The sequence below is a fragment of the Rhodococcus sp. SG20037 genome, from assembly GCF_031763325.1.
In the GTDB taxonomy this organism is placed as follows: domain Bacteria; phylum Actinomycetota; class Actinomycetes; order Mycobacteriales; family Mycobacteriaceae; genus Rhodococcus_F; species Rhodococcus_F qingshengii.
In genome coordinates, this window is the sequence record NZ_CP134497.1 from 3823421 (window position 1) to 3849385 (window position 25965).

The 25965-nt window shown below is 63.6% G+C and carries 26 protein-coding genes and 1 tRNA gene; 12 read left to right on the top strand and 15 right to left on the bottom strand.

From position 1 onward, the window contains the following. Positions 1–24: 24 nt before the first annotated feature. Both RHP72_RS17500 and cobC read right to left on the bottom strand, forming a co-directional pair. The gene (locus tag RHP72_RS17500; RefSeq protein ID WP_311093636.1) at positions 25–1158 is read right to left on the bottom strand and encodes a Nif3-like dinuclear metal center hexameric protein; all 1134 of its coding nucleotides are present in this window, start codon (positions 1156–1158) and stop codon (positions 25–27) included. After that, positions 1155–2189 carry an Rv2231c family pyridoxal phosphate-dependent protein CobC gene (gene cobC, locus RHP72_RS17505; RefSeq protein WP_054186665.1) on the bottom strand — a complete coding sequence of 345 codons (1035 nt, stop codon included), beginning with the start codon at positions 2187–2189 and terminating at the stop codon, positions 1155–1157. The genes RHP72_RS17500 and cobC overlap by 4 nt, the downstream gene beginning before the upstream one ends. Positions 2190–2245: 56 nt before the next feature. Between cobC and RHP72_RS17510 the strand changes: the two genes are divergently transcribed. From RHP72_RS17510 to RHP72_RS17520, 3 genes are read left to right on the top strand one after another with little or no spacing between them, the layout of a single operon-like run. After that, positions 2246–2941, top strand: coding sequence for an HAD hydrolase-like protein (locus RHP72_RS17510; RefSeq protein WP_042445748.1), 696 nt, complete (start codon positions 2246–2248; stop codon positions 2939–2941). Further along, a complete protein-coding gene (locus RHP72_RS17515) occupies positions 2928–3419 on the top strand; it encodes a low molecular weight protein-tyrosine-phosphatase (RefSeq protein ID WP_054186664.1) in 492 nt (163 codons plus the stop codon). The genes RHP72_RS17510 and RHP72_RS17515 overlap by 14 nt, the downstream gene beginning before the upstream one ends. A 48-nt stretch (positions 3420–3467) precedes the next feature. Beyond that, positions 3468–4406, top strand: a complete 939-nt coding sequence (locus RHP72_RS17520) for an SURF1 family protein (protein WP_054186663.1) — start codon at positions 3468–3470, stop codon at positions 4404–4406. On the opposite strand, the gene RHP72_RS17525 is transcribed toward RHP72_RS17520, so the two are convergent. The 3 genes from RHP72_RS17525 to RHP72_RS17535 form a co-directional block, all read right to left on the bottom strand. Further along, positions 4347–5366 carry a cobalamin biosynthesis protein gene (locus tag RHP72_RS17525; protein WP_311093637.1) on the bottom strand — a complete coding sequence of 340 codons (1020 nt, stop codon included), beginning with the start codon at positions 5364–5366 and terminating at the stop codon, positions 4347–4349. The genes RHP72_RS17520 and RHP72_RS17525 overlap by 60 nt on opposite strands. 65 nt (positions 5367–5431) lie before the next feature. Next, positions 5432–5656 (bottom strand): hypothetical protein, encoded by a 225-nt coding sequence (locus tag RHP72_RS17530; protein ID WP_311093638.1) that lies wholly within the window; start codon positions 5654–5656, stop codon positions 5432–5434. A 278-nt stretch (positions 5657–5934) separates the two neighbouring features. Further along, positions 5935–6402 (bottom strand): hypothetical protein, encoded by a 468-nt coding sequence (locus RHP72_RS17535; protein WP_311093639.1) that lies wholly within the window; start codon positions 6400–6402, stop codon positions 5935–5937. A gap of 51 nt (positions 6403–6453) precedes the next feature. On the opposite strand from RHP72_RS17535, the gene RHP72_RS17540 reads away from it, so the two are divergent. The 3 genes from RHP72_RS17540 to RHP72_RS17550 all read left to right on the top strand — a co-directional run bounded on the left by RHP72_RS17540 (position 6454) and on the right by RHP72_RS17550 (position 9047). Next, positions 6454–6672, top strand: a complete 219-nt coding sequence (locus RHP72_RS17540; protein WP_311093640.1) for a hypothetical protein — start codon at positions 6454–6456, stop codon at positions 6670–6672. 13 nt (positions 6673–6685) lie between these two features. Continuing rightward, a complete protein-coding gene (locus RHP72_RS17545) occupies positions 6686–7255 on the top strand; it encodes a tyrosine-type recombinase/integrase (protein ID WP_311093641.1) in 570 nt (189 codons plus the stop codon). A 127-nt stretch (positions 7256–7382) separates the two neighbouring features. Further along, positions 7383–9047 (top strand): HNH endonuclease, encoded by a 1665-nt coding sequence (locus RHP72_RS17550; RefSeq protein ID WP_311093642.1) that lies wholly within the window; start codon positions 7383–7385, stop codon positions 9045–9047. A 116-nt stretch (positions 9048–9163) separates the two neighbouring features. Here RHP72_RS17550 and RHP72_RS17555 read toward each other — a convergent pair. From RHP72_RS17555 to RHP72_RS17570, 4 genes are all read right to left on the bottom strand, one after another. Next, positions 9164–9238, bottom strand: a tRNA-Val gene (locus RHP72_RS17555). A gap of 32 nt (positions 9239–9270) precedes the next feature. Next, complete coding sequence (locus RHP72_RS17560; RefSeq protein WP_003941619.1) at positions 9271–9735, bottom strand: peroxiredoxin; 465 nt, start codon at positions 9733–9735, stop codon at positions 9271–9273. A 35-nt stretch (positions 9736–9770) separates the two neighbouring features. Further along, the gene (locus RHP72_RS17565; RefSeq protein ID WP_003941575.1) at positions 9771–10196 is read right to left on the bottom strand and encodes a DUF3052 domain-containing protein; all 426 of its coding nucleotides are present in this window, start codon (positions 10194–10196) and stop codon (positions 9771–9773) included. A gap of 177 nt (positions 10197–10373) precedes the next feature. Beyond that, the gene (locus RHP72_RS17570) at positions 10374–10787 is read right to left on the bottom strand and encodes a hypothetical protein (RefSeq protein WP_223304496.1); all 414 of its coding nucleotides are present in this window, start codon (positions 10785–10787) and stop codon (positions 10374–10376) included. A 380-nt stretch (positions 10788–11167) separates the two neighbouring features. On the opposite strand from RHP72_RS17570, the gene aceE reads away from it, so the two are divergent. The 6 genes from aceE to RHP72_RS17600 all read left to right on the top strand — a co-directional run bounded on the left by aceE (position 11168) and on the right by RHP72_RS17600 (position 19647). Then, on the top strand, positions 11168–14023 hold the full coding sequence (gene aceE / locus RHP72_RS17575) for a pyruvate dehydrogenase (acetyl-transferring), homodimeric type (RefSeq protein ID WP_042445740.1): 2856 nt from the start codon (positions 11168–11170) through the stop codon (positions 14021–14023). A gap of 99 nt (positions 14024–14122) precedes the next feature. Then, complete coding sequence (locus RHP72_RS17580) at positions 14123–15451, top strand: CdaR family transcriptional regulator (RefSeq protein ID WP_003941635.1); 1329 nt, start codon at positions 14123–14125, stop codon at positions 15449–15451. 127 nt (positions 15452–15578) lie between these two features. Then, positions 15579–16487 (top strand): ACP S-malonyltransferase, encoded by a 909-nt coding sequence (locus RHP72_RS17585; protein ID WP_064689135.1) that lies wholly within the window; start codon positions 15579–15581, stop codon positions 16485–16487. A gap of 84 nt (positions 16488–16571) precedes the next feature. Next, positions 16572–16847, top strand: coding sequence for a meromycolate extension acyl carrier protein AcpM (gene acpM, locus RHP72_RS17590; protein ID WP_003941649.1), 276 nt, complete (start codon positions 16572–16574; stop codon positions 16845–16847). 7 nt (positions 16848–16854) lie between these two features. Further along, complete coding sequence (locus RHP72_RS17595) at positions 16855–18105, top strand: KasA/KasB family beta-ketoacyl-ACP synthase (RefSeq protein ID WP_003941591.1); 1251 nt, start codon at positions 16855–16857, stop codon at positions 18103–18105. Positions 18106–18213: 108 nt separating this feature from the next. Next, positions 18214–19647, top strand: coding sequence for an acyl-CoA carboxylase subunit beta (locus tag RHP72_RS17600; protein ID WP_003941597.1), 1434 nt, complete (start codon positions 18214–18216; stop codon positions 19645–19647). Positions 19648–19757: 110 nt separating this feature from the next. Here RHP72_RS17600 and RHP72_RS17605 read toward each other — a convergent pair whose 3' ends face one another. The 6 genes from RHP72_RS17605 to RHP72_RS17630 form a co-directional block, all read right to left on the bottom strand. Continuing rightward, the gene (locus RHP72_RS17605; protein ID WP_003941617.1) at positions 19758–20267 is read right to left on the bottom strand and encodes a DUF3145 domain-containing protein; all 510 of its coding nucleotides are present in this window, start codon (positions 20265–20267) and stop codon (positions 19758–19760) included. A gap of 128 nt (positions 20268–20395) precedes the next feature. Further along, on the bottom strand, positions 20396–21235 hold the full coding sequence (locus RHP72_RS17610; protein WP_007735479.1) for a serine hydrolase: 840 nt from the start codon (positions 21233–21235) through the stop codon (positions 20396–20398). Positions 21236–21271: 36 nt separating this feature from the next. Then, entirely contained in the window at positions 21272–22399 is a 1128-nt protein-coding gene (locus RHP72_RS17615; protein WP_007735481.1) for an NDMA-dependent alcohol dehydrogenase, read from the bottom strand. Between the two features lie 308 nt (positions 22400–22707). Further along, positions 22708–24012 carry a DUF222 domain-containing protein gene (locus RHP72_RS17620; protein ID WP_311093643.1) on the bottom strand — a complete coding sequence of 435 codons (1305 nt, stop codon included), beginning with the start codon at positions 24010–24012 and terminating at the stop codon, positions 22708–22710. A gap of 64 nt (positions 24013–24076) precedes the next feature. Beyond that, positions 24077–24751 carry a response regulator transcription factor gene (locus RHP72_RS17625; protein ID WP_311093644.1) on the bottom strand — a complete coding sequence of 225 codons (675 nt, stop codon included), beginning with the start codon at positions 24749–24751 and terminating at the stop codon, positions 24077–24079. Further along, positions 24748–25950, bottom strand: coding sequence for a sensor histidine kinase (locus RHP72_RS17630; protein ID WP_161120650.1), 1203 nt, complete (start codon positions 25948–25950; stop codon positions 24748–24750). The genes RHP72_RS17625 and RHP72_RS17630 overlap by 4 nt, the downstream gene beginning before the upstream one ends. Positions 25951–25965: the final 15 nt, after the last annotated feature.

The window sequence follows — 25965 nt, forward strand, 5'->3', positions numbered from 1 at the left end:
AACCGTACCTTGCAGAGCGCTGCACTAATGCGCACTCAAACACCATGGATCGGTGCGAATTGTCGAAACCCGGCTTTCCCACTCCGGATTGTCGGCAAACGCGGCGTCGAGCACCGATTTCGCCTGCGCGCACCACGGGTATTCACTCGCCCAGTGCGCGACGTCGACCAGAGCCGGGCCACCGGCGCGTAGATGCTCGTCCGCGGGATGATGCCGCAGGTCCGCAGTGACGTAGACGTCGGCGCCCAGTGCCGCCACCACGTCGAGATACGAGTCGCCGGAACCGCCGCACACCGCCACGGTACGAACGGTCGCGTCTGGATCTCCGGCCGCGCGAACACCCCACTCGGTCGAGGGCAGTGAGCGCGCCACTCGCGCGGTGAATTCCCGCAAGGTTTCGGGGTGGTCGAGCTCACCCAACCGCCCCAGTCCGAGTGAACTGGGGAACGCTGCGAGTTCGAAGACATCGAAGGCCGGTTCCTCGTACGGATGGGAGGCACGCAATGCGCCCAGCACTGCGCTTCGCTTTCCGCGAGGGGCAATCACTTCCACACGATTCTCGCGAACCTGCTCCACAGCGCCGACGGTCCCGATCGTCGGATTCGCTCCGTCGGCGGGCAGGAACTGACCCGTACCCGTGACGGTCCAACTGCACTGGCTGTAGTCACCGATCCGCCCAGCCCCGGCCTCGAAAAGTGCATCCTGCACGGCCGATGCATTCTCCACCGGAACCAGGACGACCCACTTGTCGAGCGGCTGCGTCGGCTTGGGTTCGATCGGACGCAGCACGGTCAGGCCCAGAGCCTGCGCCAACGCGTCGGACACTCCGGGGTCGGCCGAGTCCGCATTGGTGTGCGCCGAGAACAGCGCGCACCCCGCCTTGATGAGCTTGTGAACCAACGCACCTTTGGGTGTGTGAGCACCGACGGTGTCCACCCCACGCAGCAGAAGTGGATGGTGAACGACCAGAAGGTCGGCACCGGAGGCGATGGCGTCGTCGACCACTGCCTCGGTCGGATCCACCGCGAAAACCACTCTCGTCACAGCGTCGGCCGGATCGCCGCAGACCAGGCCGACCGAGTCCCACGATTCCGCCAGGGCCGGCGGATAAGCGGATTCCAGCACGGCTATGACGTCCGCAAGGGTTGGGCCACTCACAAGATCTCCTTCATCGCTTCGATCAGTACCGCAACCTGCTCGGCTGGACGGACGGCCACGCGCAGCCGATCCGGGCCGAGTCCGGGAAAGGTGTCGCACCTGCGGACGGCGATTCCGCGGGCACGCAGGTGCTCTCGCATCGTGGCGCCGTCACGGAGGTCGATGAGCACGAACGGCCCCGCAGCGGGTTCGTGCACGGCAATCCCGATCTCGGTCAGTCGCCGCGACATGTCTCGGCGGTCCACGGCAATCGCGTCGGCTTTGATCCTCGACTGCTCGACGGCGAACGGTTCGCAGCACGCCGTGATGGCCTCGATCTGCAGACTGCCCAACGGCCAGTGGGCTCGGCCGTGACTGAGTCGAGCCAGAAGATCGGGAGAGCCGATCGCGTATCCACACCGCAATCCGGCGAGCGCCCACGTCTTGGTCAGGCTCCGAAGGACCAGTACATCCGCCGACTCGACACCGGCGATGCTCTCCGTTTCGCCGGGGACCGCGTCGCCGAAGGCCTCGTCCACCACCAGGATCCGGCCCGGCTGACGCAATGCCAACACATCGGCCTTGGGGTGAAGCACGGACGTCGGGTTGGTCGGATTGCCCAGAACGACAAGGTCCGCGGATTCGGGTACCTGCGCGGTCCGAAGCTCGAAAGGCGGCTCCAGAATCACTTGAGTCACCGGCACACCGGCCTCTCGCAGTGCCAGTTCCGGCTCGGTGAACGACGGATGGATCAGCGCTGCCGAACGAGCGCCCAGGCGCGGCAGCATCGCGAATCCCTCGGCACCGCCCGAGAGCAACAACACCTCTTCGGGCCGGCGCCTGTGCCGCTGCGCGACCGTTTCGCGTGCCTTCAGTTCCGCCGCGGCCGACGGGTACGAACCGAGTGTCGCCAGCCCTGCGGCCAGCCGATCCCGCAACCACTTCGGCGGGCCGGAGCCTTGAACGTTGACGGCAAAATCGAGTAACCCGGGCTCCGCTTCGACATCGCCGTGATGTCGCAAGCTCTCCAGGTCAACCGTTCCGGTACTCACCCGGTCAGCCTACGGTCGAGCACCGTGCGCGGACATCACCCCTGCCGTCCGGGACAATGAGTGCCGTGACGACACCACCGCTCGACCGCTTTCCCGTAGTTCTGTTCGATCTGGACGGCACCATCACCGATTCCGCTCCCGGCATTCACGGCGGCTTCCGACACGCGTTGGCAACTGTCGGCCATCCGGAGCCGACGGAAGCGATGTTGGCATCGGTGATCGGCCCGCCGATGGTCGACACCTTCAGGTCACTCGGTATGGCCCCGGCGGACGTGGATCGGGCGATCGCCGCGTACATCGAGCGTTACGACGCGACCGGGTGGCAGGAGAACTCGGTGTACGAAGGCATGGACGTCGTCCTGGGTAAGGCTCGCGCGAGCGGCACCCGACTGGCCGTCGCCACCTCCAAGTCGGAGCGATTCGCCATTCGCATCCTCGAGCATTTCGGCCTGGCCGAGCACTTCGAGTTCATCGGCGGCGCGAGTGACGACGGAACTCGTCGGGCTAAACCCGATGTGATCGCGCATTCGCTGACCTCACTCGGGATCACTCCCGTCCTCGCATCCGACGGCGGAACCCCCGACGTTCTCATGATCGGCGACCGTGATCACGACGTGCTCGGCGCCGCGAAGTACGGCATCCCCACCGTCGTCGTCGAATGGGGCTACGGTTCCGCCGAGGAAGCGCGGCAAGCGTTTCGCTCCGTATCGTCGGCATCCGAACTGGGAGGACTTCTCGATGGCCGCCACTGAACCACTCCACGTGACTGAATCACTTCATGTGACGTTTGTGTGCACCGGCAATATCTGCCGGTCACCGATGGCCGAAAAGATCTTGCTCGCGCATCTGGACCGTGAAGGCCTCGCCGACCGAGTCCGTGTCAGCAGTGCAGGTACCGAGGGGTTTCACACCGGTAGCGAGGCCGACGAGCGGACCAACGTCGTGCTCCGAGCGGCCGGATATCCGACGGGCCACAGTGCCGCGCAGGTCAATGCAGATCATCTCGCGGCCGATCTGGTCGTCGCCCTCGACACCGGCCATGAACGTGAGCTTGCTCATCTCGGCGTGCCAACCGAGCGTCGGCGCCTACTGCGATCGTTCGACCCCGAGGCTGACGGAGAATCGGTTCCGGACCCGTACTACGGGGATCAGGAGGACTTCGAACTGGTGCGAGACCAGATCGAAGCAGCCATTCCCGACATACTCGACTGGATCCGCGAGCGAGCCTGAACCCGGAGCAAAATTCACTCCCGTTCGGGCAACGGATACCGTGGACGTGTGCGAAGACTGAAATTCCTGTTGCGGCCCGGTTGGTTGGTACTGGCAGCTGTGGTCGGGCTCTTCGCCTACCTGTGCTTCACCGTGCTCGCTCCGTGGCAGCTCGGCAAGAACACGAAGACCGAGCACCGCAATGATCTGATCTCGAACTCGATCAACGCGGAGACCGTGCCGATCGGTGATGTCATCGCCGATTCGACGATCGCACCGGACGACGAATGGCGAAACATCACCGCGGCAGGCACCTATCTGCCGGACGCCGACATCCTCGTTCGACTGCAGTCCATCGAGGGCGCACCGTCGTACGAGATCCTGACGCCTTTCCGCCTGGACGACGGTCGCACGATCCTCGTCAATCGCGGATACGTTCGGCCGATCAACGGCGCCGAGGCACCGCCCATCGCCGCGCCGCCGACCGATCCGGTCACTCTCAACGGTCGCGTGCGTCTGTCGGAAGGCACCGCGCCCGGCCGAGTTCCGATGTTCGAGGACGGCGCGAAACAGGTCTACTCGATCGACGCACAACCTATCGGCGAGTTCATCGGAACGGACCTGATCGACGCGTACATCCAACTCGAACCCGACCAGCCCGGCGGCCTGGGGACGATCCCTCTCCCCCAACTCGACGCGGGCCCCTACCTCTCGTACGGGTTCCAATGGCTGGCGTTCGGCATCATGGCGCCGCTCGGACTGGCTTACTTCATTCGCGCCGAGTGGCGCGAACGTCGCAAGGAAAAGGCAGCTCAAGCAGCTGTGGACGGTTTCGCAGCCGACGACGCCGCTGCCGAGACGACCCCGGAAGCGCCGGTGTCCGCGCCTGCCGCACCCCCCGCCGAACCGGCTCGTACCTTCAGCCGTCGCAAGAAGCCGGAGCCGGAATCAGTGCCGCTGACGGCGCAGGAAGCCAAACTTGCCGATCGATACGGCAATACCCGCTGAAATACCCGCTGACACCACAACTGCACTGATCTGCACCGCCGACGAAAGCCTCGACGCGCGGCGCAGATCGTTCGGCGTCGGGACAGGCCCGCGGCCGAGGACGGGACGCATCTCCACCCCGTGCGCGTACTCGGTCCGACCACCCAACGAAATGCCCAACGCCCCTGCCGCCGACGCTTCCGCGACGCCCGCATTGGGGCTTGGATGAGCCGCTGCGTCGCGTTTCCACGCCGCCAGTGATTCCTGAACCGAGCCGCCTACCACCGGTGCACACGCAGCCGTCAGCGCACCTGTCAGCCGAGCGGGGACGATGTTGACCAAGTCGTCGAACCTCGCCGCGGCCCACCCGAATCTAAGGTACTTCTCGGAGCGGTAGCCGATCATCGCGTCGAGTGTGTTGGCGGCGCGGTAGGCGAACAGACCCGGCACGCCCGCAATTGCGCCCCAGAACAATGCGCCGACGCTCGCATCGGATGTGTTCTCGGCGACCGACTCCAGTGCAGCTCGTGTGAGGCCCTCCTCGCCAAGCACCGAGGGATCACGTCCACACAGTGAAGGAAGAAGCTCACGCGCTTCCGTCAGGTCGCCATCGACGCGGGAGGCCTCCAACCGCGCGGCCATGTCGTCGCCGGTGCGTGCGAGCGACGTCCCGCCGAGCACGGCCCAGGTGGCTAACGCCGTCGTACTCGTCACGGCCACCCAACCTGCCCGGCGCGACGCTGTTTCGGCCGCGAGGCCGAGCCCCGCGGTCCCTGCCACGAGCACGGCGACATGAAGCGTTCCGGCCGTCCGCGAGTCTCGGTAGGAAATCTTCTGCAGCGCGATAGCTGCGGTACCGAAGCCGGCAACCGGATGGAACCGCCCCGGATCGGCGAACACCCGATCCGCAGCGAAGCCGAGGAGAAGGCCGGCGGCTCGCGCACTGAATCGAGATTGGGACGAACGAACCGAAATTTGCACGAGCGTAGTTGTAGCAGCGACGCTCGTTCTCTGGCGAACCGTCACGTGTCTGCGCTAGCTGATCTCTACCCGTCCCAGTCGATCGTGAGATAGATCAAGCGGTGCATGCGATTGATTTCCCAGACACGGGCAACCCCGGTCGCCGGTGCGTCACCGTGGGAGCGAACCCGGATCGTCTGCCCCGGGAACAACGCAACACTCAGACTGGGCATCTCGGCGATATGTATGTGCGGACGGGTGGGATGCACACGCCTCGGGTCGACGGCTACTTCGATCACAGAACTGGACATGCGTCCAGAATGGCGTATTGAAGACAATTCGTTGTCGGAAATGAAAAACCCCGATCTGCATCGACATGCAGATCGGGGTTTGAATTCTTCGGTGGGCGCGGAGGGTTTCGAACCCCCGACCGCTGGTGTGTAAATGGGCTCCGGGGGCGTACCCGAACGTACTCGGTTGTACCTCCCCGACGGGGATATTTCCTTGTGTGACACCGGATTCGGGGACAGGTCGGGATGCCTGTTGTACCTCGCCGCACTCCCCCGTCCGGTGCGTGTACCGGGCCGTTTCAACCAGACGGCGTGCCAGACGGGGATTCGACCTCCAGCAGCTCGGGCCGCTCGCCGGTCGCCCACGACGTCCAGGTCCACGAGGTCGCGGTGGCCTTCTCGGTCGCGGTGGCCTCCATCGACCGGGCGCGCGTGTACCCGGCGAGCGGGAGCGGGATGTCCGACCCGGCACCCTCGCGGGCTACAGGCAGCACCTGCGCCCGGTCGTGGAGGCGCTGGGCGACCGGTCCCTCCAGTCGCTCACGAAGGCGGACTTCGACCAGCTGGTGGCCGACCGGCTCGGGCTGGGCGGTCGCCGGGGGCGAACCGAGCTGACCGAGGAACAGCAGGCGTTGCTCGACTGGGTGACCGAGCGCGAGGAGGTCAGGTACCGCGAGGTCGAAGACCAGTTCGGCAAGCCGGGCGGTCGCCGCCTCGCGTTGCTGTACGAGGCGGGGTTGATCGAGAAGGTCGCCAGGGGCACCCACGCCGCCAGCGGTGCGCCCACGACCCACCCAGGGCGGGGCGGGGTGTCCGCCGTGACCGCGACGCACATGCTCGTGATCGCGACCTCCGTGCTGGACGCCGCCGTCGCCGAGGGGCTGCTGGTCCGCAACGTCGCCAAGCTGGCGACACGACCCCGCACCACGAAGCACGAGTTGGTGGTCTGGACCGCAGCGCGAGTGCTTCATCGACCACATCGACGGCGACCGGCTCGCGGGTGCCTGGTGGCTCTCGCTGTCCGGGCTCCGGCGTAGCGAGGTGCTGGGCGTGGTGTGGTCCGCCGTCGACCTCGATGCCGGTGCCGTCCACATCCGCCAGGCGCGCACCGCCCTCGGCCCGCGTGAGGACCGCATCGACATCCCGAAGAGCGAGCGCTCGCGGCGGGTGGTCCCCCTCGACCCGCGTGAGGTCGCGGCGCTGCGGCGGATGAAGCGACAGCAGGCTGAGGATCGGCTGGCCGTGGGTGCCGCCTGGGTGGACGAGGACGGTCTGATCGCGGTGCACGAAGACGGGAGGCGGGTGCGACCCGAGTGGTTCACCGCCACGTTCCGCTATCTGGTCACCGAGGCGGGTCGGCCGAAGGTCAGGCTGCACGATCTACGCGGCACCCTGTCGTCGGTCATGGCCGAGGCCGGGGTGCCGGTGGAGGTCCGGTCCGCGTTGCTCGGCCACGACGACAAGGTCAACACCGACCGGTACACGGCCATCAGCTCGGAGGCAATGGCGGCGGGCGATGCGGGCCATTTCCGGTGGGTCATGGTGGATCGGCGACACCCGCCGCCGACTGACGCCAGAGTGGCCGTTGCCGCGATCTGTCGGTCCCCGATGGTGCAATGAGCACCGGAGGTGCCCCTTGCTGGTGAAGTGTGCCGATTGCGACGTGATGTTCGACCCGCGCCCGACTGGGCGAGGGCCGAGCCGGCAGCGCTGCCCGGAGCACGTCAAGCTGCGCAAACGAGAACTGATGCGGGCACGGGACATGGTCGCCCGTGCCACAACATGGGGCGTCCAGACCGAACTCGTCATCGCCCGCGAGGTGTTCGAGCGGGATGGCTGGATGTGCCATCTGTGCGGGGAGCCGATCCCCGAGCCACTGCGTGGAACGCCCCGGATTCTCGGCGGCACCCATGACCCGCTTTCCCCGGTCGTCGATCACGTCATCCCGCTGTCCAAGGGCGGGCCGCACACGATGGAGAACTGCCGCGCCGCCCACTGGACGTGCAACGCCAGCAAATTCAACACTCTGTCCGGCGACGAGCCGGATGCGGAGGTGGAGCCGCCGCCGGTGTTAGCGATACCCCCCTTCACGCCGACGAGCAGTCCGTGTGAACTAGAAGGGTGTGAGCGTCCACGCTTCGCGCGAGCGCTGTGCCAAGGGCACTACCACCGGTTGAGGAAGTACGGCGATGCAAACAGGGTCAGGTGCGGCTGCGGCTGCGGTGAACTGATCACCGTGGCAGGTCATATCCGGGGACTGGTTTACATCGACGGCCACGGCGTCACGGGCATCGCGGATCCCCCGGACGTGAAGCTGAGGAAGAACCTCGTACCCGAGCCGGTGTCGGAGCGCGGCCAATCGTTTCACGGGTTGACCGATGATTGCCTGGTGTGGACCGGCTCCAAACACCCAGCGGGATACGGACGCATCTACATACGCGTGCCGGGACAGAAACGACGTGGCCGGGTCGTCCAGACCCACCGTCTTGCCTACGAGCTGGCGAACGGCGAGGGGTCGGCGCACAACCTCACCATCGACCACTTGTGCGGAGTGCCATTGTGTTGCAACCCGAACCACCTGGAGGCGGTGACGATCGCCGAGAACCTTCGGAGGGCCGCCGTCGTCATCGTCGCCTGCCCAGAGGGACACCCTTACGACGACGAGAACACCGACTACACCCCTGATGGGCATCGCAGGTGCCGCCAGTGCCTCACGGACCGCTACCACGTCGCCACGCACGGTCATGAATTCGTGAATGACCCGGAGAACACAAGCACGGTACGCAGGCGCTGCCTGATCTGCCGACAGAGGGACGAGCCGACGCCGCAGTTCTGCCCACACGGCCACGAGTACACCCCGGAGAACAAGCGAGTCGACAACCAGGGAAAGCGGTTCTGCCAGCAGTGCATCTGGGACCGAAGCCATATCCCCCAGTTCGGACACTCGTTCGTGCCCGACCCGGACGGCGGCTCCGACAAGCGGAAGAGGTGCCTCACCTGCCACCGGTCCAAGCCGGAACGGACCCACTGCGTGAACGGGCACGAGTACACCGACCTGACGACCGAGTACACGGCGAAGGGACAGCGCAACTGCGCGATCTGCAGCCTCAACTACAAGCACGTCCCGACACACGGTCACGAGTACGTCATCGACCCCGACAGCCCGGCGACTTCCCGCCGGTGTCTGGTCTGCGTTGAGTCGAGGCGGTCGACGCCTCAGTTCTGTCCGCACGGTCACGAGTTCACCCCGGAGAACACGAGGCTCAAACAAGGGTGGCGCAACTGTCGGGCGTGTGAGCGAAACAGAGGCCATCAAAAGCTGTTCGGCCACGATTTCGTACTTGGTCCGAACCGTGGCAAACAGGTTCGCTGTCAGCGGTGCGCGAACGAGCGCGCCGAGCGACAGCCCTAGCAGGGCGAGGCAGCGATGCGGGCCGTTCCGGGGGTGTCTAACCCGATGGATTGCCCGACGGGGATTCTCGGGGGCGATCCGCCGGAGCTTCTCGCGGTGAAACCGCAGGTGAAACATGGTGGGCGCGGAGGGTTTCGAACCCCCGACCGCTGGTGTGTAAAACCAGAGCTCTACCACTGAGCTACACGCCCGAACTCCCGGTGAGACCCTCACCGGGAGTGCTCTAAGACTCTAGCGCGGCAAGCGCGTTTGCCCAAAGTCCGTGGTCACGGGCTTCTCCGGGGCCATTCATCTCGGCAAAACGAATGATTCCGTCTTTGTCGATGACAAAGGTGCCACGATTCGCGAAGCCCAACTTGTCGTTGAACACCTCGTACTTCTGAGCGACCTCACCGTGCGGCCAGAAGTCCGACAGCAAGGGAAATGTGTATCCCTGCTCAGCTGACCAGATCTTGTGAGTCGGCGAAGCACCGACAGAAATCGCGAGAATGGCGGTGTCGTCGTTCTCGAACTTCGGAAGCTCGTCACGGACCTTGCAGAGTTCCCCCTGACAAGTCCCGGTGAAGGCCAACGGATAGAAGACCAGCAGAACGTTCTTCTTACCGCGGAAATCTGCGAGCGAGACTTCCTGGTTGTTCTGGTCCTTCAAGGTGAAATCCGGTGCCTGGGCACCAACTTCGAGAGGCATGTGCGATTCCTTGGGAAAGTGCGGAAAGGACCGGGTCAGCGCTTGTTGGCCGGACGAGCCTTCGGCTGAACCAGTCGACTTCCCGACCAGTCACCGAGGTTGGCTGCCGATGTCTGCGTCAGGCCGGCAGTCGGCGCCGATTCGGCGATCTCGCTGGGCTCGACATGTCCGTCGAGACCGGTCTTGGGAGTGAGAACCCACACGAAGCCTTCGTCGGCGAGGGGCCCGATGGCATCCATCAAAGCATCTACCAGGTCACCGTCCTCGTCGCGCCACCACAGCAGCACGACGTCGATGACCTCGTCGGAATCCTCGTCGAGCATTTCCCCGCCGATGGTTTCCTCAACCGCGGCACGAATGCCGTCGTCGGTATCCTCATCCCAGCCCAGTTCCTGCACCACCATGTCAGTGGTAATCCCGAGTTTCTGAGCGTAGTTCTGGGCATCCGCCGCGGCGACCACGGTGGGGTCCTCCTTTTGTTGATGGTGTGTGGCGACCCCGCACACCTACCGTTTGACGATCAATTAGGGAAAGCGAACATGGTCTGAGGCGTTAGCGCAAGCCGACCACGCCGAAAACTTTCACCAAAGATCGTCTTCTGACACTCGGCGAACCTTACGCCTGCGGATTACCGCAGGTCACAGGGATCCACATTCATCGAAGATCGACTTGCGAATCGAATTGCTCGTATCGCTGATCGAATTGATTTCATCGGCCGAATGATCACTCTCGATCACGACAGCAGATGAACGTAGGTTCGCGGCCAATTCGGCGAACAGCCCGGAAAGTTGCGTCGGAAGTTCACTCGAGACCGAGTCGAACCACGAGGCCGTCTCCCTTGCCGAGGAAGCAGCAGCGCTTGCTTCGGCTCTCAGGTCGGTCTCACCATGATTTCCGGCGTCGACGTAGGCATTGAACGCAACCACGTCGTTTTTCGATCGAGAGACCGCTTCCTCACAGATCGCGAACGCCGCCTCTGCCGCATCTGCCGCCGCTTTCGACGAGGACGCGGCGGCCATCGAAATACTCACCTCGGATTGGTATGCAGCCACGTGCGCTTCATTGGGTACTGCCGATCCGGTCACCGCCGCCGAACATCCCACGATCACCGACAGTCCCACTGCGATCGATCCGACCGAGACCCACGCCCCGACCCTGCCGTAATTGATTTCTTTGTTTATTTTTTCCCACCCCTTCATACGTTCCGATCGATCCCCCAAGCCTGTGACTACGGGGAACCATCACACCCCTGCGTCACGCCGAAAAACGCTACCCGAGAGTAACCAGAGGCGAGGTGTGCCGGACCGACCGGGATGGTGAAAGATGAGGTACGCGCCATATTCACGATGGAAGTGCGTCGGACCTAACAAGGCCTCGATCACCTATGTAAGGACGCCCCACCACGCGTCCCCAAACCAATGAGGAGCACACGTTGTCTGACCTGATCCAGGGTCCCGCGTCCGGGCAGAACGCCGATTCCGGCGCCGCCGGCGAGTCGGGTTCGCCCGCGTCGAATACGCCGGGGGGAACCGACGGTCGCGTTCGCGTCATTCGCGAAGGTGTTGCGTCGTACCTGCCGGACATCGATCCGGACGAGACCACCGAATGGCTCGAATCATTCGACGGACTTCTGGATCGATCCGGACCCACGCGTGCCCGCTACCTCATGCTCCGCATGCTCGAACGCGCCGGTGAGAAGCATGTCGCACTCCCCGCGCTCACTTCGACCGACTACGTCAACACGATTCCGACCGAAAACGAGCCGTGGTTCCCCGGTGACGAAGAGGTCGAGCGCCGCTATCGCGCCTGGATCCGTTGGAACGCCGCGATCATGGTCCACCGCGCTCAGCGACCGGGCGTCGGCGTCGGCGGTCACATCTCGACCTATGCATCCTCGGCAGCGTTGTACGAGGTCGGCTTCAACCACTTCTTCCGCGGCAAGGACCATCCCGGCGGCGGCGACCACATCTTCATCCAGGGTCACGCCTCCCCCGGCATCTACGCCCGCGCCTTCCTCGAGGGCCGGATCCCCGCGGAACAGCTCGACGGATTCCGCCAGGAGAAGTCCCACGCCGACTTCGGCGGCGCACTGCCGTCCTACCCGCACCCACGGCTGCTTCCCGACTTCTGGGAGTTCCCGACGGTCTCGATGGGCCTCGGCCCGATGAACGCCATCTACCAGGCCCGGTTCAACCACTACCTCAACGACCGCGGCATCAAGGACACCACCGATCAGCACGTGTGGGCGTTCCTCGGCGACGGCGAAATGGACGAGCCCGAATCACGCGGCCTCGCTCACGTCGCGGCAACCGAAGGCCTCGACAACCTCACGTTCGTCGTGAACTGCAACCTCCAGCGCCTCGACGGCCCGGTCCGCGGCAACGGAAAGATCATCCAGGAACTGGAATCGTTCTTCCGCGGTGCCGGCTGGAACGTCATCAAGGTCGTCTGGGGTCGCGAGTGGGATGCGCTGCTGCACGCCGATCGCGACGGCGCACTCGTCAACCTGATGAACGTGACGCCGGACGGTGACTACCAGACGTACAAGGCCAACGACGGCGCGTTCGTACGCGATCACTTCTTCGGACGTGACCCCCGCACCAAGGAACTGGTCAAGGACCTCACAGACCAGGAAATCTGGAACCTCAAGCGCGGTGGCCACGACTACCGCAAGGTCCACGCCGCCTACGCAGCGGCCATGGCACACAAGGGCCAGCCGACGGTCATCCTGGCGCACACCATCAAGGGCTACACCCTCGGTAAGCACTTCGAGGGCCGCAACGCCACGCACCAGATGAAGAAGCTGACGCTGGACGATCTCAAGGCGTTCCGCGACATGCAGCACATCCCGATCTCGGATGCCGAGCTCGAGAAGGATCCGTACCTGCCTCCGTACTACCACCCGGGCGCGGACGCTCCCGAGATCAAGTACATGCTCGACCGTCGTAAAGCACTCGGCGGGTTCCTGCCTTCCCGCAACACCGACGCTGCTCCGCTCAAGCTCCCCGAGGACAAGACGTACGACGTCATCCGCAAGGGTTCGGGCAAGCAGGAAGTCGCCACCACCATGGCGATCGTGCGCATCCTCAAGGAACTGTTGCGCGACAAGGAAATCGGCAAGCGCATCGTGCCGATCATCCCGGACGAGGCTCGCACGTTCGGTATGGACTCGTGGTTCCCGTCGCTGAAGATCTACAACCGCAACGGGCAGCTCTACACCTCCGTCGACGCCGAACTCATGCTCGCCTACAAGGAGAGCCCGATCGGCCAGATCCTGCACGAGGGCATCAACGAGGCCGGCTCGACGGCATCGTTCACCGCAGTCGGCACGTCGTACGCCACCCACGGTGAACCGATGATTCCGCTGTACATCTTCTACTCGATGTTCGGTTTCCAGCGCACCGGCGACGGCCTGTGGGCGGCCGCCGACCAGATGGCTCGCGGATTCGTTCTCGGCGCCACCGCCGGTCGTACAACTCTGACCGGTGAAGGTCTCCAGCACGCCGACGGACACTCCCTGCTCCTGGCATCCACCAACCCCGCAGCTGTCACCTACGACGCCGCGTTCTCGTACGAGTTGGCGCACATCGTCAAGGACGGCTTGCGCCGCATGTACGGCGGCACCGAGGGCGTCGACGGTTTCGGTGGCGAGAACATCTTCTACTACCTGACCATCTACAACGAGCCGTACGTTCAGCCGGCCGAGCCCGAAGGTCTCGACGTCGAGGGCTTGCTCAAGGGCATCTACCTCTACAAGACGTCCGAAGCATCCGGCCCGAAGGCACAGATCCTCGTATCCGGTGTCGCGATGCCCGAGGGGCTGCGCGCGCAGAAGCTGCTCGCCGACGAATGGGGCGTCTCGGCCGACGTCTGGTCGGTCACGTCCTGGGGTGAGCTGCGCCGCGAAGGCGTCGAGTGCGAACGTCAGGCGCTGCTCAATCCGTCCGAGGATGCTCCGGTTCCCTTCGTCACCACGGCGTTGTCCTCGGCCCAAGGCCCCGTCGTCGCGGCTTCGGACTGGATGCGGGCGGTCTCGGATCAAATCCGTCAGTGGGTTCCCGGCGACTACACCACGCTCGGCACGGACGGGTTCGGGTTCTCCGACACCCGCACTGCAGCGCGTCGCTACTTCAACGTCGATGCCGAGTCCATCGTCGTTGCCGTGCTGATCGGTTTGGCGAAGGAAGGATCGATCGAGCGGTCGAAGGCCGTCGAAGCAGCGAGCCGATACCGCATCGACGACGTGAATGCTGCTCCCGAGCAGACCGGGGACACCGGTAGCGCCTAAGTCGTAGGGCAACAGTCCCAGCGATCGAAAACAGACCTACGCCCATCGCCGCGGGTGTCATCTCGACATCCGCTGCGGCGATGGGCGTAGGTTTTTCTCATGCCCGAACCTGATCCCGAGAAACCCGAAGAGGGCGTACGCCGCACTCGACCACAGTCGTCCGGGTTGCAGGCTGTACTCGCCCGCCGTCGTCAGGTTCGCGATCCACTTCCAGAAGCCTTGCTCCGCCGCGTCAAACAGTTCTCCGGCCGGCTCTCCACCGAGGCCGTGACCGTGATGGAGGAGCAGCTTCCGTTCTTCGACAGTCTCGACGCTTCGCAACGCGCCGACGTTCAACTGTTGGTGCAGACGTCGGTGGTGAATTTCCTGGAATGGCTGCGGCAACTCGACTCGGAGATCAGCTTCGGATACGAGTCGTTTCCGGTCATCCCTCAGGATCTTGCTCGACAGCTCACGCTGCGCCAGACCGTCGACATGGTCCGGGTGGCGATGGAGTTCTTCGAGAAATGGCTGCCGGCTCTCGCCCGCAACGATCAGCAGCTGATCGCGCTGACAGAAGCCGTCCTGCGCTACGGGCGTGAACTCGGTTTCGCAGCAGCGACGGTGTACGCAAGCGCTGCCGAGTCGCGGGGTGCCCTGGACACGCGACTGGAAGCGCTCGTCGTCGACGCCGTCGTGCAGGGAGACACCGGCTCGGACATGCTCTCTCGCGCCGCCACCTTGAACTGGGATGCCACGGCTCCGGCCACCGTCATCGTCGGGTCTCCCCCGCCGGACGAGCGGGTCTCGGTTGCCGGCACCGTCCACGCGACTGCCGCCGCGCACGGGCGCGCTGTTCTCGCCGTGGTGCAGGGTCCGCGACTGGTGATGATCGTCAGCGGCGAGCTGAGCAGTAAGACGGAAGGCAGCCAATTCCTTCAAGACCTGCTCATGAGTTTCGCCGACGAGCCGGTGGTGATCGGCCCGACGACACCCTCGTTGAGCGCAGCGCACTTCAGTGCGTCCGAAGCTCTGGCGGGAATCAAGGCTGTTGCCGGGTGGCGCGGCGCACCTCGTCCCGTTTTCGCGACTGAACTGCTCCCGGAACGGGCACTACTGGGAGACGCCGCTGCCGTGAAGGCTCTTCGCGATTTCCTCGTCGCACCTTTAGCTGAATCCGGCACAGTCTTGACCGATACTTTAGACAGTTATCTCGACTGTGGAGGTGCGGTTGAGACTTGTGCACGTCTTCTGTTTGTTCATCCAAATACCGTTCGGTACCGCTTGAAGCGAATCGCCGAAGTTACCGGCCGGGATCCAACGAATCCACGCGACGCGTATGTACTACGGATCGCCGCTACCGTGGGCCGATTGACACAAATCGATCTCAAATCGAACAATTCGGTTACTTCAGTCACATCTTTAACATCCGGACAAACAAACCTGTAACCCCTGAGCGTCCAATTTCGATGGCCGAGCGCGACGTGGGATTTTGTGGGAACCCTACAAAACACTTCGCCAGAGTTCATCGCGACCGACATCTCGCAGGTCGCTCGCGGCGGTGTTCTCTTAATAAGTGATTTCGTTGCTCGCCCCGGGACAGGGCTCTCAGACACCCGGCATGCTCAGCCCCTGGCTGGCACTGCCCGGAGCACAAGACCGCCTCGAAGTGTGGTCGAAGGCAGCCGGCCTGGACCTCGTCCGACTCGGCACGACCGCGACCGCCGAAGAAATCACCGACACCTCGGTAACCCAGCCCCTCGTCGTTGCCGCTGCTCTGCTGGCATACGAGGAAATCGAATCACGTGGGCTCCTCGGCGCCGACGTCATCGCTGCCGGCCATTCGGTGGGTGAACTTGCCGCTGCTGCGGTCGCCGGTGTTATCTCCGCTGACGACGCGGTCGCGCTTGCCGCCCTCCGTGGCGCCGAGATGGCCAAGGCTTGTGCGCTCGAGCCCACGGGCATGTCAGCCGTTCTCGGTGGAGACGAAGCCGAAGTGCTCGCACGAATCGAAGAACTCGGGCTGGAAGCAGCCAACCGCAATGCGGCCGGCCAGATCGTGGCGGCCGGACTGCTCACCGCGCTCGAAGAACTCGCAGCAAACGCACCCGAAAAGGCCCGAGTCCGCGCACTACCCGTCGCCGGAGCTTTCCACACCCGCTTCATGGCGCCTGCGCAGGACGCCGTCGCAGCTGCTGCCGCCAAGATCACCCCTTCCGATCCGACGCGCACGCTGCTTTCCAACTCGGATGGCGCACCCGTCTCCTCGGGCGCCGACGCCCTCACCAAGCTTGCCGCGCAGGTAACCCGCCCCGTTCGTTGGGACCTCTGCTCCGCGTCGTTGCGGACAGCAGAAGTCAGCGCGATCGTGGAACTCCCGCCGGCCGGAACCCTCGTCGGAATTGCCAAGCGTGAAATGCGTGGCACACCGACGGTGGCCCTCAAGAACCCGGAGGATATCTCCGCACTGTCCGAGCTGACCTAGCTCGGACGCCCACCCGGCCGATCAGCCCGAACGGCGGCCGGACGTTTCACCCCACCTCAATCGATCAAGAAGGGAGCCACACCAGTGGCCCACACTCAGGAAGAAATCATCGCGGAACTCGGCCAGATCGTGGAGGAGGTCACCGGTATCGAGCCTTCCGAGGTCACCGTTGACAAGTCCTTCGTGGACGACCTCGATATCGACTCCCTGTCCATGGTCGAGATCGCCGTTCAGACCGAAGACAAGTACGGCGTGAAGGTCCCCGACGAGGATCTTGCAGGTCTGCGCACCGTCGGCGACATCGTCGCGTACATCCAGAAGCTCGAAGCCGAAGGCGCCGAAGCCAAGAACGCAGAGTGAGCCGACCGTGACTTCCGCTTCTACCCGCAAAGGGAAATTCCCCGACATCGTCGTCACGAGCCTCGCGACGTCGACCTCGGTGGCTGGTGATGTGGATGGCACGTGGAAGGCGCTACTCGCCGGCGAAAGCGGCATCGGAATCCTCGATGACCCGTTCATCGACGAGTTCGACCTTCCCATTCGCATCGGCGGGCACCTGAAGGTTTCACCGGACGAGGGCTTGTCCCGCGTCGAAATTCGACGGATGAGCTGGGTGGAACGCCTTGCCCTCACGTTGAGTCGCACGGTCTGGAGCAACGCCGGCAGCCCTGAAGTCGATCAGGACCGCCTGGCCGTTGTCATCGGCACCGGACTCGGCGGCGGCGACACGCTCATCGACGCCGTCGACAAGCTCCGTGGCGGCGGATACCGCAAGGTGTCCCCGTTCTCGGTGCAGATGGTCATGCCCAACGGACCGGCCGCAACAGTCGGGCTCGAACTCGGGGCCCGCGGTGGCGTCATCACTCCGGTGTCGGCATGTTCATCAGGTTCCGAGGCAATTGCTCACGCTCACCGCATGCTTGTCATGGGTGACGCGGACATGGTTGTGGCTGGTGGAGTCGAGAGCTTCATCGACGCCGTTCCGATCGCGAGCTTCGCCATGATGCGTGCGATGAGCACCAACAACGACAATCCGGCCGCAGCTTCACGTCCTTTCGACAAGGACCGCGACGGATTTGTCTTCGGCGAAGCCGGCGCCCTGATGATCCTCGAAACCGAGGAGCACGCCAAGGCACGCGGGGCAACGATTCACGCCCGCCTGCTTGGTTCCGGAATCACTTCGGACGGGTACCACATCGTGGCACCGCATCCGGAAGGCCTGGGCGCGGCGCGAGCCATGACCCGAGCAATCGAGATGGCCGGACTGACGAAGTCCGACATCAAGCACATCAACGCCCACGCCACTGCGACGCCGATCGGTGACATCGCAGAGGCAAAGGCAATCAACGCAGCGGTCGGCAATCACGCTGCGGTGTACGGCCCGAAATCCGCGCTGGGACACTCGATCGGCGCTGTCGGCGCCCTCGAATCAGTCCTCACGGTTCTGGCAGTGCGTGACGGGATCATCCCGCCCACGCTCAATGTTGACAGCCAGGATCCAGAAATCGATCTCGATGTCGTCAAGGGTGAACCCCGAACCGGCTCTTTCGATTTCGCACTGAACAACTCGTTCGGTTTCGGTGGGCACAATGTCGCGCTCGCCTTCGGTCGGGCCTAGCCCGAACCGCGGTTTGCACCTGTCCGCGGGTGTCGTTGCAACACAACGCCACCCGCGGACAACACCGACCTTTCGTTCCACCCAAGGCTCGTACTGAAGGAGGACGCGATGACCATCCTGGCCCCCGTGACAAAGTCCGAATCATCGACAGACCCGCGCGATCCTCTTGCGCGCCTGGAAAATCTGTTCGACCCCGGCACAACAGTGCCGCTCCACGCCCGTGACAAGTCCGGTGTGCTCGCTGCGTCCGGAAACATCGACGGCGTCCGCACCATCGCATACTGCTCCGACGCCACTGTCATGGGTGGCGCCATGGGCGTCGACGGTTGCAAACACCTCGTCAAAGCCATCGATACCGCCATCGAGGAAGAGTCCCCGATCGTGGGCCTCTGGCACTCCGGTGGCGCGCGTCTGGCTGAAGGCGTCGAGGCGCTCCACGCCGTCGGACTGGTCTTCGAGGCCATGGTCCGCGCGTCGGGTCTCATACCTCAAATTTCCGTCGTGCTCGGCTTCGCGGCTGGTGGAGCCGCATACGGTCCAGCCCTCACCGATGTCGTGATCATGGCGCCGGAAGGCCGAGTGTTCGTCACCGGCCCAGACGTAGTTCGTAGTGTCACCGGCGAACAGGTCGACATGGTGTCACTCGGCGGTCCGGACACACACACCAAGAAGTCGGGTGTCGCGCACATCGCCGCACACGACGAGGCCGACGCATTGCACCGCGCGCGCCGCCTGGTCTCGATGATGTGCGAGCAGGGCGAATTCGATCAGCGGGCAGCGGAACTCGGCGACAGCGATCTGCGCGCCATGATGCCTGCCTCCGCGAAACGCGCGTACGACGTTCGTCCGATCGTTCACGAAATGCTCGACAACGTCGAAGGCGAGTCGAGTTTCGAAGAACTGCAAGGCAATTACGCTCGGAGCATCGTCACCGGTTTCGGCCGGATGGCCGGACGCACCGTTGGCGTCATTGCGAACAACCCACTGCGACTCGGGGGGTGCCTGAACTCCGAAAGTGCAGAGAAGGCCGCTCGATTCGTGCGACTGTGCAACGCATTTGGCGTGCCGCTCGTGGTCGTCGTCGATGTTCCCGGGTATTTGCCGGGCGTCTCGATGGAGTGGGAAGGCGTTGTCCGACGCGGAGCGAAGTTACTTCACGCCTTCGCCGAGGCAACGGTCCCCCGCGTCACCGTCGTCACTCGAAAGATCTACGGCGGCGCCTACATCGCGATGAACTCGCGAGCACTGGGAGCCACGGCCGTATTCGCTTGGCCCAACTCCGAAGTAGCCGTGATGGGTGCGAAGGCTGCTGTCGGCATCCTGCACAAGCGGGCCCTCGCAGCTGCACCGGACGACGAGCGTGAAGCATTGCACGACCGACTCGCTGCCGAGCACGAGGCAATCGCGGGCGGCGTCGACCGCGCGGTCGAAATCGGCGTCGTCGACGAGGAAATCGACCCGGCGAAGACTCGCAGCATCGTGACCGCTGCCCTCGCGTCTGCACCATCTGTCCGCGCGCGGCACAAGAACATTCCGCTCTGACAACCCTGGACAGCAAGGTGGGCCTCGCCGATACGGCGGGGCCCACCTTTGTCATTCGAGTCTTTGTCGTTCAAGCCGCGAGAGCGCTCAGGGTTCAGGATGGACCTCGGTCAGCTGACACGCCTTCGCAGCCATGTCACTTCGGCACCTTCGCCTGAACTCCGGAAGGGTTCGAGTTCCTCGTCCCACGGTGCGCCTATCGCCCGATCGATTTCCGCGGCGATGTCTCCACCGGAATTCATGATGGACCGCAGTTTCATCTCCCCTACGACGACATCACCGTTCGCACTGGTGGATCCGCGCCACAGGCCCAGACCGGGCACATGGCTGTACCGTTCGCCGTCGACGCCGTGACTCGGGTCCTCGGTGACCTCGAACCGCAACATCGGCCACGCGCGTAGCGAGTCGACCAGGCGGGCACAGGTTCCGACGGGACCCGTCCAGTCCGTCGTCGCACGCAGAAGCCCGTCGTAGGCAGGCTGTGAGGTCCATCTGAGCTTGGCAGGGCTGTCCAACGTGGCGGACAAAGCCCAATCCACGTGCGGGCACAGCGCCGCGGGCGACGAGTGGATGTAAACCACACCAGTCGTCACGTCCGCGAATTGATTCATTTCGCGCACTCGAGCCTCCTGCTTCGACGAGGGACGTCTTCCCCAACGACCTCTGTCGAGTTCGTGCAGCACGCTCGATTGAACAGTGTGCCTTGTGTTACCCGTGTTGCGCCAGTGGAAGGAGAGAAATTTGTGCTCTACCGCGAAACTTCACCGACCACGCCATCCGACAATTCGGTCCACAAAGGCTTGGCCCAATCACCGAAATCGCGATCGGTAAGCACGACGCACGCAGTATCGATCGTGGGATCGACCCACAGGAACGTCCCGGACTGGCCGAAATGACCGAAGGTAGCGGCCGAGTTCTCGAGACCCGTCCAATGCGGACGCTTGTCGCCCCGAATTTCGAATCCGAGCCCCCAGTCGTTGGGGCGCTGAGAGCCGTAACCCGGAAGAATTCCGTTGAGCCCCGGGAACTGCACAGTTGTCGCCTCTGCGAACGTCTGCGCCGAGACCAGAGTCGGCGAGAGCAGTTCAGCCGCGAACTTGGCCAAGTCGTCTGCCGATGCCTGCGCACCGTGACCGGCCGGACCGACAAGAGCCGCGCTGGTCATCGCCAACGGCGCGAACACCGCCTCGGCCAGATAGTCGGCAAATTCGATCTCGGTCTCCCGGGAAACCAACTCGGCAAGCACCTCGAACCCCGCACTCGAGTAGATCCGCTTCGACGCCACCGGCGCCTGAACAACACGTTCGGCGAATGCCAATCCCGAAGCATGTGCGAGGAGATGACGAACGGTCGACCCCTCAGGCCCGGCCGGCCCATCCAACTCGACCGCCCCCTCCTCCACTGCCACGAGAATCGCGTAGGCGCACAACAGTTTTGTCACCGAAGCCAGGGGGAAAACATGCGCCTGGTCGCCACTGAAACCACGAATGCGGTCGCCCTCACCGGGATTCTTCCCGGAGAGGACGACCGCTGCCGCATTGTCGACCGGCCACTGCTGGATTACGTCGAGACTGTGAGTACTGGGCACCCGATCAGACTACTGGCACAAGAGTTGCGCTTCCGATCACCAGTCAGCTTCGGTGTAGCGGATGACGCCGCGGATGTTCTTGCCATCCAACATGTCCTGGTAGCCGTCGTTCACGCCTTCGAGCGTGTAGGTCCGAGTGACCATGTCGTCGAGGTTCAGCTTGCCTGCCTTGTACATCGCGAGGAGGTTCGGCACGTCCTGGCGAGCGTTGCCACCGCCGAAAATGTTGCCCTGAAGGTCCTTCTGAAGCATCGCCATCAGGAACAGGTTCAGCTTCACATCCATGTCCGTCAGGTGCCCCATTGCGGTGACGACACAACGGCCGGCCTTTGCCGTCAGAATCATCGCTTCTTCGACGTACTCACCCCTCATTTCGCCGACGGTGATGATCGTCTTCTGTGCCATGCGGCCATACGTAGCGTCGATGATCGGCTGAATGGCAGCGGCAGCGCTTTCGAAAGCGTGCGTTGCGCCGAACTTCAGAGCCTGCTCACGCTTCCACGGCACGGGGTCGATGGCAAAGATGTACCGGGCGCCCGATGCAACTGCACCCTGTAGCGCACTGATACCGACGCCGCCGACACCCATGATCACAACGTCTTCGCCGGGCTTCACATCGGCGATGTGGGTTGCCGATCCCCAACCGGTCGGGACGCCGCAACCGACGAGTGCGGCAACCTCGAACGGAATGTCCTTGTCGATCTTCACCACTGACGACTGGTTCACGACCATGTAGGGCGAGAACGTCCCTAGCAGGCACATCGGGATCACGTTTTCGCCGCGAGCCTGGATCCGGTACGTGCCGTCACTGATGGCCTGGCCGCTGAGGAGGCCCATCCCGAGGTCACACAGGTTCTGATGACCGGCCGAACACGCCGGACAGGTTCCACAAGCCGGAATGAAGGACAGAACGACGTGGTCGCCGACCTCCAGACCCTTGACCTCCGGGCCGAGCTTGGTGATGACGCCCGAACCCTCGTGCCCACCCATGACGGGGAACGACGGCATCGGGGTCGCGCCGGTGACGATGTGGTGATCGGAGTGGCACATTCCGGCCGCTTCCATGCGAATCTGAACTTCGCCGGCTACCGGCTCGCCGATCTCGATCTCCTCGACGGACCACTTTTCATTGAGGCCCCACAGGATTGCACCCTTGGTCTTCACGTCACTTCACCCTTTCATTCGCACACCCGCATCTAACTCTGTGACCATAGCCACAAATCTGCGAAATTGGAACGTGTTCTAACAAAAGATTTTGCGGTGCAGGTCAGCCGTCCAAATGACCTGGCACAACCGGCGCGGCAACAACGGAATAATGACCCACTGAGTGGGACAGGCCACACGGGCACCCGAAAGTAGAGCCGCCCCGAAAGCACGCAACCATTCGACTCCACCTCCCACCAATCGGTCGGACACAGAGCAGCGGGTCTGAAACAGACCTGGGCATGTTCTGGTGCATCTGAGGTTCGTCCTCAGGTTTTGAAGGTGGTGTTCGCCGGCCGCGGGTGCTGCCCGGGGTCGATCGAGGGCGGCGGGATGAACCACGGTTTGTTGTCGACACCGATTCGGATCGCCCATTTGCCGACGAACCCGGATTTGCGGTGCATCAGTCGGTGATGTGAACGGCACAGCAGGACCAGGTTGTTCATCACCGTCGGGCCACCGTTCGCCCAGTGCCGGATGTGGTGCGCATCAGTCCAGGCCGGCACGCATGTGCAACCCGGGAACGCGCAGCCTCTGTCGCGGGCAATCAACGCAGTCCGTTGTTCGGCGGTGACCAACCTCTTTCCTGGTTTCGCATCCAAGGGCGCGCCGTGATCGTCGAGCAGAACGGTCGACAGGAAACAATCACACCCGAGGAGCCTGGTCTGCGACACCGACAGCGGGCCCAGCCAGGGCATGTGCCCGACATCGAGATCCGACACAGCCATTCCGTCATCAGAAGCAGCGGGTGCGGCGGCGCAGTCCCGATGCTCCGCCAGATCCCGAGCGTTGATGTGCACGTTCACGTGCGGCCGCTGACCACCATCGGTGCCGGTCTTAGCGCAATCGAGATACCGCCGGATCAGTTCCGTGAACCCGTCCGCGGTCCGCTTCGCCGCCGACCGAGAATCCGGCGTCCCATCCGGTGCCTGGGTCGGCATCGTCAGATTCGACAACGCCGACAACAACATTTCACCGGTGAGGGCGTCGAAATCACCGCGCACCACCACTCGACCGTTCAATGTCGACGCGATCCGCAGCTCGTTGAGGTCGGTATCCTCGGCGGGTGGAATCTCATCCGATTCGAACAACCTCTCCAATGTCGCGATCACGTTCCGCACCTTCGTCGTCGTCGCCTCCACACCCGACGCAGCCGCCAACAACAAATCGATGCACTTCGGTAATGCCTCCTCCGGCATGCCTTTCGGCGGTGACTCGCAGAACGCCACGATCAACACGGCATGCTCGAACGAGCAATCCCCGCCATCGAACCGAGCAGCCACCGCCGGAAACGGCCGCAAAGCTGCACCTAACGCGGCGATCTTCTTCCCGTCCCGAACCTGCAGCATCGTGTTAGCCGCCAACCACGCACCCACCCCGCGACTGGCGATCACCTGATCATCCGGGCGCAACGAGAGTTCGTCGACCACCGCCACTCGAACGGCTTCCAGGCGCAGAATCTCCGCACACGCCTCGACAGCAGCCTCACGCAACTCAGAAGCAGACAACTGCCACAGGCGTCCGCGTAACCCCACCGCAGAACCCGAAACCACGTCCGACAGATAGACACTCATTGAATCCCCCGATCCCCTCCCCATATCGTACTCGAACACCCGTTCGAGTCAAGAGTTTCTCGAGTCAATCCACCGAGCGTCCCGGAATCACCACACCGCATTGATATGCGAGAACCACCAGTTGCGCACGGTCGGGAACATCCAGTTTTGTCATCGCACGATTCACATGGGTTTTTGCCGTGACCGCGCTGATCACCAATTCCGCGGCGATTTCGTCGTTGGACATCCCGAGGGCAACGAGGGTTACCACTTCGAGTTCGCGTGGGGTCAACTGACCGAAAATCCCAGAAGTCGAGTCGGCCCGCGACGGAGTGGAAAGGAACCGAGAAATCAACGCGCTGGTCGCAATCGGCGACAGCAAAGAGTTCCCACCTGCGACCGTCCGAACAGCATCGAGTAGATCCTCGGCTCGGATTCCTTTGCCGATGAAGCCGCTGGCTCCAGCCCGGATCGCCTGTGCCACATGCTCATCCACTTCGAAGGTGGTAAGGATCAACACGTGCACGTCGGTCAAATCCGGATGATCGGCAATCATGGCGGTCGCTTCGACTCCGCTGGTGCCTGGCATTCGAATGTCCATCAATACAACGTCGGGTCGGTGCTCGAGCGCCGCCTGGAATGCCTGCTCTCCGTCTGCAGCCTCGGCGACCACCTCCATGTCCTCTTCCGAACCGATCAGCAGCGCAAGCGTTTGACGGAAGAGCGCCTGATCGTCTGCCACTACCACCCGAATACTCACGACTCCCCACTCTCCGAACCCCTGGACACCGAGACAAGCGGCAGTTGGGCGTCCACACGAAATCCCCCGTCCGCGCGGAATCCTGCTGACACTTCGCCTCCCATTGCCTGAGCCCTCTCTTTCATTCCGAGCAGTCCGTACCCGGGTGGCGACGTCGAAGGCACTGCTGTTCCGGAGTTTTCGACCGACAGCACCAGAACCTCGGCTTCGTACGACAACGACACGGTGACGGCCCCTGGCAACGCATGCTTGCTCGCATTCACGAGTGCTTCCTGGACAATTCGGTACGCCGTGAGGTCTACTGCTGGCCCGAGAGGGCGCAGCGAACCCACAGCGCGCACTTCGATTTCCATTCCCGCACTGACGAATTGATCCACCAGTGCCGGTAGATCCGAAAGCCCCGGAGCCGGTTTCATCGAGCGATCACCGTCCTGAGCGTCACGGAGAACTCCGACCGTGGCCCGAATTTCATCGAGTGCCGCCTTGGACGTTTCCTCCACTCCGCGTAGTGCAGTCGTCGCCTTCTCGGGGTCTTTCCCGATCAAGTGCGACGCGACCCCGACTTGCAGGTTGACCAAGGCAATGTGGTGCGCGACAACGTCGTGCAGGTCTCGCGCAATCCGCATCCTTTCTTCGACGACGCGGTGTCGGGCCTCGTCCTCGCGCATTCTTTCCGCTTGCACCGCGCGCGCCTCGACGGACTCCAGATAGGCTCGGCGAGAACGGACCTCGGCGCCGGCAAAACTTGCCATCAGCAACCAAGCCAACAACCCCAGTGCCTCCTGCAGGAGATTGTTCCCCACTCCCAGGAAGATTGTGACGAGCATCAGCGGGCTGACTGTGCTCGCCGCTGCGAAGAAGGTCCTCCGGCGGTCACTCGTGCTGGCAACGTAGTAGAGGCACACCATCGCTGCGGAACCTGTGCCGGCATTCGGCGGCGCTGACAGTGCAATCATCAATACGCCGAGGAGTACTGCCACCGCCAGTGCCGAGAACGGATAGCGCCTTCGGAACACGATGGTTGCCGCTGCGATCGCTGTTACAAGCACTCCCACAACCGTGACCTCGCGGGTGTCATTGCCGTCGAGCGCGATGCGGTGCGCCGTCCACGTGGCAAGGAGCACGAGAATCGCCAGTGCCAGGTCGATGGTGCGCGGGTGTTCCGCACACCATCGACCCCACGTCGATGTCGAAGTCATCGATCTACCGTATCC

What these genes read in the sequence shown, in the direction of transcription:
- RHP72_RS17510 (WP_042445748.1), top strand. Translation starts at nt 2,246, where the DNA reads ATGAGTGCCGTGACGACACCACCGCTCGACCGCTTTCCCGTAGTTCTG.
- RHP72_RS17515 (WP_054186664.1), top strand. Translation starts at nt 2,928, where the DNA reads ATGGCCGCCACTGAACCACTCCACGTGACTGAATCACTTCATGTGACG.
- RHP72_RS17530 (WP_311093638.1), bottom strand. Translation starts at nt 5,656, where the DNA reads ATGTCCAGTTCTGTGATCGAAGTAGCCGTCGACCCGAGGCGTGTGCAT.
- RHP72_RS17550 (WP_311093642.1), top strand. Translation starts at nt 7,383, where the DNA reads ATGCGGGCACGGGACATGGTCGCCCGTGCCACAACATGGGGCGTCCAG.
- RHP72_RS17560 (WP_003941619.1), bottom strand. Translation starts at nt 9,735, where the DNA reads ATGCCTCTCGAAGTTGGTGCCCAGGCACCGGATTTCACCTTGAAGGAC.
- RHP72_RS17580 (WP_003941635.1), top strand. Translation starts at nt 14,123, where the DNA reads ATGCCCGAACCTGATCCCGAGAAACCCGAAGAGGGCGTACGCCGCACT.
- RHP72_RS17600 (WP_003941597.1), top strand. Translation starts at nt 18,214, where the DNA reads ATGACCATCCTGGCCCCCGTGACAAAGTCCGAATCATCGACAGACCCG.
- RHP72_RS17620 (WP_311093643.1), bottom strand. Translation starts at nt 24,012, where the DNA reads ATGAGTGTCTATCTGTCGGACGTGGTTTCGGGTTCTGCGGTGGGGTTA.
- RHP72_RS17630 (WP_161120650.1), bottom strand. Translation starts at nt 25,950, where the DNA reads ATGACTTCGACATCGACGTGGGGTCGATGGTGTGCGGAACACCCGCGC.